This is a genomic window from Pedobacter sp. 05L430 (assembly GCF_056397585.1).
On sequence record NZ_JBFTNT010000161.1, the window covers coordinates 1 to 9,178 of the forward strand.

The 9,178-nt window shown below is 38.6% G+C and carries 9 protein-coding genes; 1 reads left to right on the forward strand and 8 read right to left on the reverse strand.

The annotated features are described in order from the left end of the window. The 8 genes from rplT to AC1DG9_RS17990 form a co-directional block, all read right to left on the reverse strand. On the reverse strand, positions 1 to 230 hold a 230-nt coding region (rplT, locus tag AC1DG9_RS17955; RefSeq protein WP_477634990.1), incomplete at its 3' end, for a 50S ribosomal protein L20. 74 nt (positions 231 to 304) lie between these two features. Continuing rightward, a complete protein-coding gene (gene rpmI / locus AC1DG9_RS17960) occupies positions 305 to 505 on the reverse strand; it encodes a 50S ribosomal protein L35 (protein ID WP_048905002.1) in 201 nt (66 codons plus the stop codon). A 27-nt stretch (positions 506 to 532) separates the two neighbouring features. After that, on the reverse strand, positions 533 to 1,102 hold the full coding sequence (infC, locus tag AC1DG9_RS17965; RefSeq protein WP_008238148.1) for a translation initiation factor IF-3: 570 nt from the start codon (positions 1,100 to 1,102) through the stop codon (positions 533 to 535). Positions 1,103 to 1,115: 13 nt separating this feature from the next. After that, positions 1,116 to 3,041: a threonine--tRNA ligase gene (thrS, locus tag AC1DG9_RS17970; RefSeq protein ID WP_172663298.1), complete on the reverse strand. Its 1,926-nt coding sequence runs from the start codon at positions 3,039 to 3,041 to the stop codon at positions 1,116 to 1,118. A 76-nt stretch (positions 3,042 to 3,117) separates the two neighbouring features. Next, a complete protein-coding gene (locus tag AC1DG9_RS17975; protein ID WP_172663299.1) occupies positions 3,118 to 3,855 on the reverse strand; it encodes a (Fe-S)-binding protein in 738 nt (245 codons plus the stop codon). A 113-nt stretch (positions 3,856 to 3,968) separates the two neighbouring features. Then, positions 3,969 to 5,270 (reverse strand): MFS transporter, encoded by a 1,302-nt coding sequence (locus AC1DG9_RS17980; protein WP_288883740.1) that lies wholly within the window; start codon positions 5,268 to 5,270, stop codon positions 3,969 to 3,971. A gap of 44 nt (positions 5,271 to 5,314) precedes the next feature. After that, positions 5,315 to 6,025, reverse strand: coding sequence for a head GIN domain-containing protein (locus AC1DG9_RS17985; RefSeq protein ID WP_246269722.1), 711 nt, complete (start codon positions 6,023 to 6,025; stop codon positions 5,315 to 5,317). Positions 6,026 to 6,029: 4 nt separating this feature from the next. Then, positions 6,030 to 7,922 carry a RecQ family ATP-dependent DNA helicase gene (locus tag AC1DG9_RS17990; RefSeq protein WP_288883738.1) on the reverse strand — a complete coding sequence of 631 codons (1,893 nt, stop codon included), beginning with the start codon at positions 7,920 to 7,922 and terminating at the stop codon, positions 6,030 to 6,032. A gap of 73 nt (positions 7,923 to 7,995) precedes the next feature. On the opposite strand from AC1DG9_RS17990, the gene AC1DG9_RS17995 reads away from it, so the two are divergent. Continuing rightward, positions 7,996 to 9,178: TolB family protein (locus AC1DG9_RS17995; protein WP_477634991.1), on the forward strand; the 1,183-nt coding region annotated here is incomplete at its 3' end.

A 9,178-nucleotide genomic window follows, 5' to 3' on the forward strand; every position in this document is an offset into this window, starting at 1 on the left:
GAGTAAGATATACCGTGTTGACGTGCTCCAGCGTTGATACGTTGAATCCACAATCCACGAAATTCTCTTTTCTTAACTTTACGGTCACGGTATGCATATTGCAAACCTTTTTCTACCGTATTTTTAGCAATGGTGAAAACCTTGCTTCTTGATCCCCAATAGCCTTTGGCTAAATTTAGGACTTTTTTCCTTCTTCTTCTCGAAGCTACTGCGTTTACCGAACGTGGCATGTTTTTGTTGTTTTTGATAAACGGTGTTGCGTATTACAGCAAACTTACTACCGGTTACCTGGTTAAAAATTTAATTATTTACCGATTGCAAGCATACGTTTAACGTTGCCCATATCAGCATCAGACACCATTGATGTTTGACCTAAGTTACGCTTACGTTTAGTCGACATCTTTGTTAAGATGTGGCTTTTGTATGCGTTCTTTCTTGCGATTTTACCTGTTCCAGTAAGCGAAAAACGCTTTTTAGCACTGGAATTGGTTTTCATTTTTGGCATAACCTGTTTTTATTATATGTAATTTATTTATTTCTTAGCAACTTTTGGAGCAAGTGTTAAAAACATACGCTTACCCTCTAATTTAGGTAGCAATTCTACCTTACCTATGTCTTCAAGAGCCTGAGCAAATTTAAGAAGAAGAATCTCTCCCTGTTCTTTATAAACGATTGCTCTACCTTTAAAGTGAACATAAGCTCTAACTTTCTCACCATTTTCAAGGAAACTAACAGCATGCTTTAGTTTAAATTGAAAATCATGATCGTTAGTGTTAGGTCCGAATCTAATCTCCTTAATAACAGTTTGTTTAGCGTTAGCTTTAATCTCTTTCTGCTTTTTCTTTTGCTCGTAAACAAACTTGCTGTAATCGATTATTCTACATACTGGAGGAACTGCATTCGGAGAAATCTCCACTAAATCCAATTCTAACTCATCGGCAAGGGCCAAAGCTTTTGCCAAAGGATAGATCCCCGGTTCAACATTATCTCCAGCTAATCTTACCTCTTGTGCCCTGATAAACTGATTAATATTATGTTCTGCTTCTTTTTTCTTAAAAGGAGGACGTGGTCCCCTATTAAATCCTGGTCTGCCTAATGCCAAATTTGTATCTTATTTAAACTGTTATTTCTTTAATTAATAATTCACTAAACTCTTGCAGGGTCATTTCACCTAAATCGCCTTCGCCATGTTTCCTTACAGAAACCTTTCCTTCAGCCATTTCCTTCTCACCAATAATCAACATATAAGGTATTTTTTTAACCTCTGCGTCTCTGATTTTCCTTCCAATCTTCTCATCACGAAAGTCAATCAGCCCGCGAATATCGGAATTATTTAGTTCATCTGAAACTTTTTTTGCATATTCTTCATACTTTTCTGAGATAGGAAGAATAATAAATTGTTCAGGAGAAAGCCATAATGGGAAATTACCAGCACAATGTTCAATCAAAACTGCGATAAAACGCTCAAGAGAACCAAATGGAGCCCTATGGATCATTACTGGTCTGTGTTTTTGATTATCGCTGCCAGTATATTCCAACTCAAAGCGCTCAGGTAAATTATAATCAACCTGAATAGTTCCAAGCTGCCATTTTCTACCCAATGCATCCTTAACCATGAAATCTAATTTCGGGCCATAAAATGCTGCTTCGCCGTATTCCACAACTGTTGGTAAACCTTTTTCTGCAGCAGCCTCAATAATTGCAGTTTCTGCCAGATGCCAGTTCTCATCGCTACCAATGTATTTTGCTCTGTTTTCAGGATCTCTTAAAGAAACCTGAGCGATATAATCATTGAAACCCAATGATTTAAATACGTATAGTACAAGATCAATTACCTTTTTAAATTCCTCTTTCACCTGGTCTGGGCGACAAAACAAATGTGCATCATCCTGAGTAAATCCACGAACCCTTGTTAAACCATGCAGTTCTCCACTTTGCTCATAGCGATATACAGTTCCAAACTCAGCAAAACGCAAAGGAAGATCTTTATACGAACGTGGTTTCACTTTATAAATCTCGCAATGGTGCGGGCAGTTCATCGGTTTAAGGAAAAACTCCTCTCCTTCCTGCGGTGTCTTTATTGGCTGAAATGCATCTTTACCGTATTTCTCATAGTGACCCGAAGTAATGTATAAATTCTTATGGCCAATATGTGGAGTTACAACCTGCTCATACCCTGCCTTACCTTGTGCTTTTGTTAAAAACTGCACCAAACGCTCGCGCAATGCTGCACCTTTTGGTAACCACAATGGCAATCCCATGCCTACTTTTTCAGAAAAAGCAAATAGTTCAAGCTCCTTACCTAACTTTCTGTGATCTCTTTTCTTAGCTTCTTCAATCATATGAAGATATTCAGTAAGTTCACTTGCTTTAGGGAAAGTAACACCATAAATACGTGTAAGCTGTTTTTTAGTTTCGTCACCACGCCAATAAGCGCCGGCAACATTCATCAACTTAACAGCTTTAATAAACCCTGTATTAGGAATATGTGGGCCACGACATAAATCGGTAAATTGTCCCTGAGTATAAAAAGTGATTTTACCATCTTCAAGGCCATCAATAAGATCTAACTTATATTCGTCTCCCTTTTCAGTAAAATACTTAACTGCATCAGCTTTTGAAACTGATTCTCTAACAAAAACCTCTTTCTGTTTTGCCAGTTCAATGATTTTTGCTTCGATAGCTTTAAAGTCATCAGAAGAAAACTCTCTGTCGCCAAAATCTACATCATAGTAAAATCCGGTTTCAATAGCTGGACCGATACCAAATTTTGTACCAGGGTACAATGCTTCCAATGCCTCGGCCATAATGTGGGCCGATGAATGCCAGAAAGTAGCTTTACCTGCTGTATCATTCCATGTTAGTAGTTTTAAAGAAGCATCAGACTCTATCGGTCTGGATGAATCCCAAACTTCTCCGTTAACTTCGGCGGCTAAAACATTGCGGGCTAAACCCTCAGAAATTGATAATGCAATTTGATGGGCAGTTGTGCCCTTTTCGTACTGACGGCTAGAGCCATCAGGCAGTGTAATGTTAATCATCTACAACTATGATTTAAAAATTAATAAAATTTGTGTTATAAATCACCTACAATGTGATTCTGAATTACAAAGTTAACTAATATTCCGTACTTTCTAACCATCCATTTGCCAATACATCGGCTAAATGCATCGTTTTAAGCGGAATATTATTTTTGTCGATGTAACCCTGTAAATGCATCAGGCATGATAAATCTGTAGAAATCACATATTCAGCACCTTGCTCCAAAGCATTATTCACCTTCTGCTCAGCCATTGCCGATGAAATGGCATCAAACTTAACTGCGAATGTACCACCAAAGCCACAACACATATCAGTATCCTTCATCTCTACCATTTCCAATCCGTGTACTTTAGACAAAAGTAGCCTTGGTTCTTCTTTGATTTTGCATTCGCGTAGTCCGCTACAAGAATCATGATAAACAGCCTTTCCATCCAGCTCTGCCCCAAAATAGTCTCTTTTAAGAACGTTTACCAGAAAATCTGAAAGCTCAAAGATATTGGATTGGATATTCCTACATTTGTTATGCACGGTAGTGTTGGTAAAAAGATCACTATAACCACTTTTAACCATACCTACACATGATGCGGATGGAGCTACTATATAATCTGTTTCCGAAAAATCACTAAGGAACTTAGTGCCCGTTTCCTTTGCCTGCTCCCAATAGCCCGCATTATAAGCAGGTTGACCGCAGCAGGTCTGATTAGAATTATAGAACACCTCACAACCAGCCTTCTCCAATAACTTTATGGTATTAAATGCCGTTTCCGGATATAACTGGTCTACGAAACAGGGTACAAATAATTCTACTTTCATTAATATTATATTCTCTACTATTTAAGTCAAAAGTGACCATTTTATTTAAGTTAAAACGAGCATTACCACGCATTTATTTTAAAGCTATAACGTCAAGCATTTACGTTAAGCATTTATAAAACAGATCTCTTTTCAACGCTTTTTAATACCACCAAAAACACCAAACCAATTATAAAAAATGATGCCAAAGCTATTATGGAGTTCCGCATATTCCCCGTTACTTCCTCAATGTAAGCAAAACTAAACAAACCAATTACAATGGCCATCTTTTCGGTTACATCATAAAAGCTAAAGAATGAGGCTGTATCAGGGGTATTGGCAGGCAAATATTTTGAATACGTTGATCTTGACAAGGACTGAATACCTCCCATAATTAAACCAACAATAGCGGCCAATCCATAAAATTGGTATTCATTGGTGATGTAATATGCACAAACACAAGTAGCAATCCAAATGAGTACCACATAGATCAATACACGAACATTTCCAATTTTCTTTGCAAAATAAGACATCATCATGGCACCCAATATGGCCACCAACTGTATAATTAAAATGGTTACAATAAGTTTAGAAGTTCCCAGTTTTAGAGTCTTTTCTCCAAAACCCGCAGCGGCGAGCATAATGGTTTGTACACCCATTGAATAAAAGAAAAATGCCAATAAAAACATTTTAAGCACTTTCATATGGCGTAACTGGTTCCAAACTTTAGACAATTCCTGGAAACCACTTCTTACTACGCTCTTATTAATCGACGAATAATTTGGACTACCTGCAGGAAGCTTTTTAAACGGAATCTGTGCAAAAGCAATCCACCATATACCCACCAGCAAGAATGATAACCTTGGCGGAAATGATAAATCTGTAATGCCAAACAGTTCCGGTTTCAGTACAAAAACAAAGCAAATGATCTGAAGCAAAACACTACCTACATAACCATAAGCAAAACCTTTTGCACTTACCGCATCCTGCTGATCTACAGTAGCTATTTCTGGGAGGTATGAGTTATTAAACAACACCCCTCCTATGTATCCCATGGCAGCTATAGCAAAACAGATGATGCCCAGTTCCAGCGTATCGAGCTTAAAAAAGTACAATCCCATGCAGGCAATACCACCTATGTAGGTAAAGATTTTCATGAAAATCTTTTTGTTGCCCCTGTAATCTGCAATTGACGAAAGAATAGGCAACAGCAAAGCCATTATCAGATAGGCCACAGATAAGGCATAGTTAGACAAGGCCGTATTGGTAAAAGTTCTTCCAAAAAAGGAAACCTTATCACCATGTTCCTGAGTGGTAGTTATTATGGTATAATAAGCCGGAAAAATGGTAGAAGTAATAACTAGATTATATGCTGAATTAGCCCAGTCAAAGAACGCCCACGAGCGGATGACTTTTTTATCGTTTTTTTGTTCCATGTATTAAATGAGGTACTAAAGTAGCTAAAAAACAGTATTCAGTATTAATTTACTTTCTCCAATTTAGTAGCTCCTGATTTTTTCTCATCAACGTTTTTCGGGTTCCCTTTATAATACACCTCACTTGAGCCTGCCGTTTTAATTTTCAGATCGTTCAGCACATTTATGTTGGCCTTTCCGGTTCCATCGATATTTATATCGTAAATACCTGCTACAAAATCAAATGCATTAACAGTTGATGTTCCCTTAGCTGTTAAATTGTGTACACCGGTTTGCCCGGTCAGCGCAAGTTTACCAATCCCATCAATCCTGGTGGTTAATTTAGACGCACTCAGGTCCAGAGAAACATCAGATGTACCTTCGAGTTTCAAATCAACATCTGTTGCATAAATACGGCCATCGCCAACAACCTTAACAGCTCCTACTGTATTTAGCTTTTTCAATTCACCAATACCTGCATAAACAACTACAGAGTCTGTACCACAATATATTCCATCGTCCAGTTTCACCCTCAGTTCTCCACTGCTCACATCTGTTCTTACCATGTTAACAATACTAGAATCTGCATCAATTTTTATAGCATAAGAACTATCTTGTTTGATCACAAGTTTAATGGCCCCGGTAATTTTTATCTGATCAAAATTCTTTACAACAGCATCTTTAACAATGTGTTTACCCGAATCCTGTATACAATCAGAGGAACATCCTGCTAAAAGAACAGGAATAGCACAAACAATAGCGATAATCTTTCTCATAATATTAAAGGTAATAATTTTTCCCGTCCGTTTTAATTTTCCCGGCATCAAGCAATTCTCTTATCCGGTCTAGTATCTCATTTTCAGCACCAACTTTTATGGCATTTACAAGGTCGTCCAGTGCGTGGGCCTGACTCTGTAACAAAGTAACAATCTCAAAATCTATCTTATCAGATAACTGATCCAGATCTTCAGCTTTTTTCTCTGCAAGGCAGATGTCGCAAACTCCACATTTTTCAGAATCGGGTTCATCAAAATAAGTCAACAACTGAATGCTTCTACATTCTGCTTTTCCGGCATAAGCCAATACCGCATTTATCTGATCTGTCTGAATTTTCTTTCTTAGTTCAATATACTTTACATCAATGTCTATATGAAGCAGATCAACTCTGGCACGTATATATTGCAACTGAGGTTGGTCTGTTTGAGGCAAATACGACAAAATACCCTGATCCTGTAAATTGTTCAGCAGCCTGACTACATCATTAAATGACATCCTTACTTTCTTGGCAATATCTGATTCCTGAATCTTCACATATTGATCAAAGGCACCGCCATATGATCTTAGAATAGCCTTAATAAGTGGATCATAGCCTGCATTTTCTATCTGAAAGCGATAAACATCTTCGTTGCCAACTGTAAACAACACCCTCGATTGTAAAAAAATATTTTCCGACAAGGTGATATACCCATCACGTTCCAAAAACTTAAGAGCGGCAATTGTTTTTACCACGCCCACATTAAACCGTTTACAGAAATCAGCAATATCGAAGTTAAAACTTAAGCCCTCGCCAGCACCAAATGCCAGCTGAAAGTAATTGCCCAGATAGTGATATATCTTTTTAATCTCGTCTAACGTAGGAAAACTATTGGCGTATTTAGCCTGCAGGGCCATCTGATCTGATTTATTGGACAATAGAACACCGTATGATCTTTTACCATCCCTGCCTGCCCTGCCGGCTTCCTGATAATATGCTTCTAAACTTTCTGGTAAATCCAGGTGAACTACAAAACGAACATCAGGTTTATCTATTCCCATTCCAAAAGCATTGGTGGCCACCATTACACGGATTATGTTTTGCTTCCAGTTTTCCTGCCTTTTAAAGCGTTCTTCCTTTTCAACCCCCGCATGGTAAAAATCAGCAGCAATGCCATTTCGTTTTAAAAACAATGCTATTTCCGAAGTTTCCCTCCGGTTGCGCACATACACCAATCCGCTGCCCTTTACATTCTTAACAATATCTATCAGTTTTCTGTGCTTGTCTTCATCGTTTAAAACCACATAACTCAGGTTTTTCCGAGCAAAACTCTGCACAAAAATCTTTGCATTTTTAAACTGTAATTTCTCTACAATGTCATTTCGCACAAACTGAGTGGCGGTAGCTGTTAAAGCCAAAACCGGCACCTTTGGATGGATCTCTCTGATGGCACTAACCAATAGATATGGTGGCCTGAAATCGTAGCCCCACTGAGAAACGCAATGCGCTTCATCAACCGCTATAAGATTTACATTCATGTAAGAGATCCGCTCTCTAACCAATTCAGAAAGCAACCGCTCCGGAGACAGGTAAAGAAATTTAATATTGCCATAAATGCAATTATCTAAAAGGATATCGATCTCTCTTTTACCCATGCCTGCATAAATGGCCACTGCATTGATCCCATTATCTTTTAACCCCTCAACCTGATCTTTCATTAAGGCTACCAGGGGCGAAATAACAATACATATTCCCTCCATAACCATTGCAGGTACCTGAAAGCAAAGCGATTTACCTCCTCCTGTTGGCAATAATGCTAAGGTGTCATTTCCGTTTAAAACCGATGCAATAATTTCATCCTGTGATGGCCTGAAACTATCAAATCCCCAGTATCGTTTTAATATCTCTACTTCACTCATAAAAAGGTTAAGCCCAAAACTATAAAAATGAACTGATATTACTAAATTGCGGGCTAATTAACACCCGTCGCTTATGAAAACATCATTACTACTATTATGTTTCCTACCTATACTTCATTTCAGCTATGCCCAGGAAAAAAAATGGGATGTCGAAAAATTTCATGGACCCACTAAAACGTTTAATATCAGCACAGACGAGGGTACATGGATGAATTTGGATGTAAGCGCCGATGGTAAAGATATCGTTTTTGATCTTTTAGGGGATATTTACACTATGCCCGTTACAGGTGGCACAGCTGCGTTGTTAAGCGGGGGCGTTGCCTGGGATGTTCAGCCGCGCTTTAGCCCCAATGGGAAGTATATATCCTATACCAGCGATAAAACCGGAGCCGACAACATCTGGATCATGAACCGCGACGGGTCTAATAAAAGGCAAGTTACCAAAGAAACATTCAGACTGTTAAACAATGCCACATGGATGCCAAACAGCGATTATCTGATTGCCCGGAAGCATTTTACTGGCAGCCGTTCTTTAGGCGCCGGAGAAATGTGGATGTACAGTATATATGGTGGCGAAGGTGTACAATTAACCAAAAGAAAAAACGATCAGCAAGATGCGGGTGAGCCTAACGTATCGCCTGATGGCAGATACCTATACTTTAGCGAAGATGTATCGCCAGGTCCTAACTTTGAATATAGCAAAGACCCTAATGGTGTAATATATGCGATCCGTCAGCTAGACATGATTACCGGCAAATTAACAGATCTGATAGAGCAACCAGGGGGTTCAGCTCGTCCTCAGATCTCGCCCGATGGCAAAATGATGGCTTATGTTAAACGGATCAGATTAAAATCTGTACTTGTTGTACAGAACATCAATTCCGGCGAAGAATGGACACTAACAGAAGACCTTACCCATGACCAACAGGAAACGTGGGCCATATTTGGTGTTTACCCCAATTTTGCGTGGACTCCTGATTCTAAAAACATCATTTTTTATGCTAAAGGAAAAATCAAAAAGATAGAGCTCAGTTCATTGGTTATTTCCGATATCCCTTTTAAAGTAACAAGCACGCAGACCATACAGGAATCTCTGCATTTCCCAAAACAAGTATTCAGCGCTGAGTTCACCTCAAAAATGATCAGACAGCTAACTACCTCACCCGATGGTAAGTTTGTTGTATTTAATGCAGCAGGATTTTTATATAAAAAAGAACTGCCAAATGGTACTCCTGAAAGGGTTACCAATGGTATTG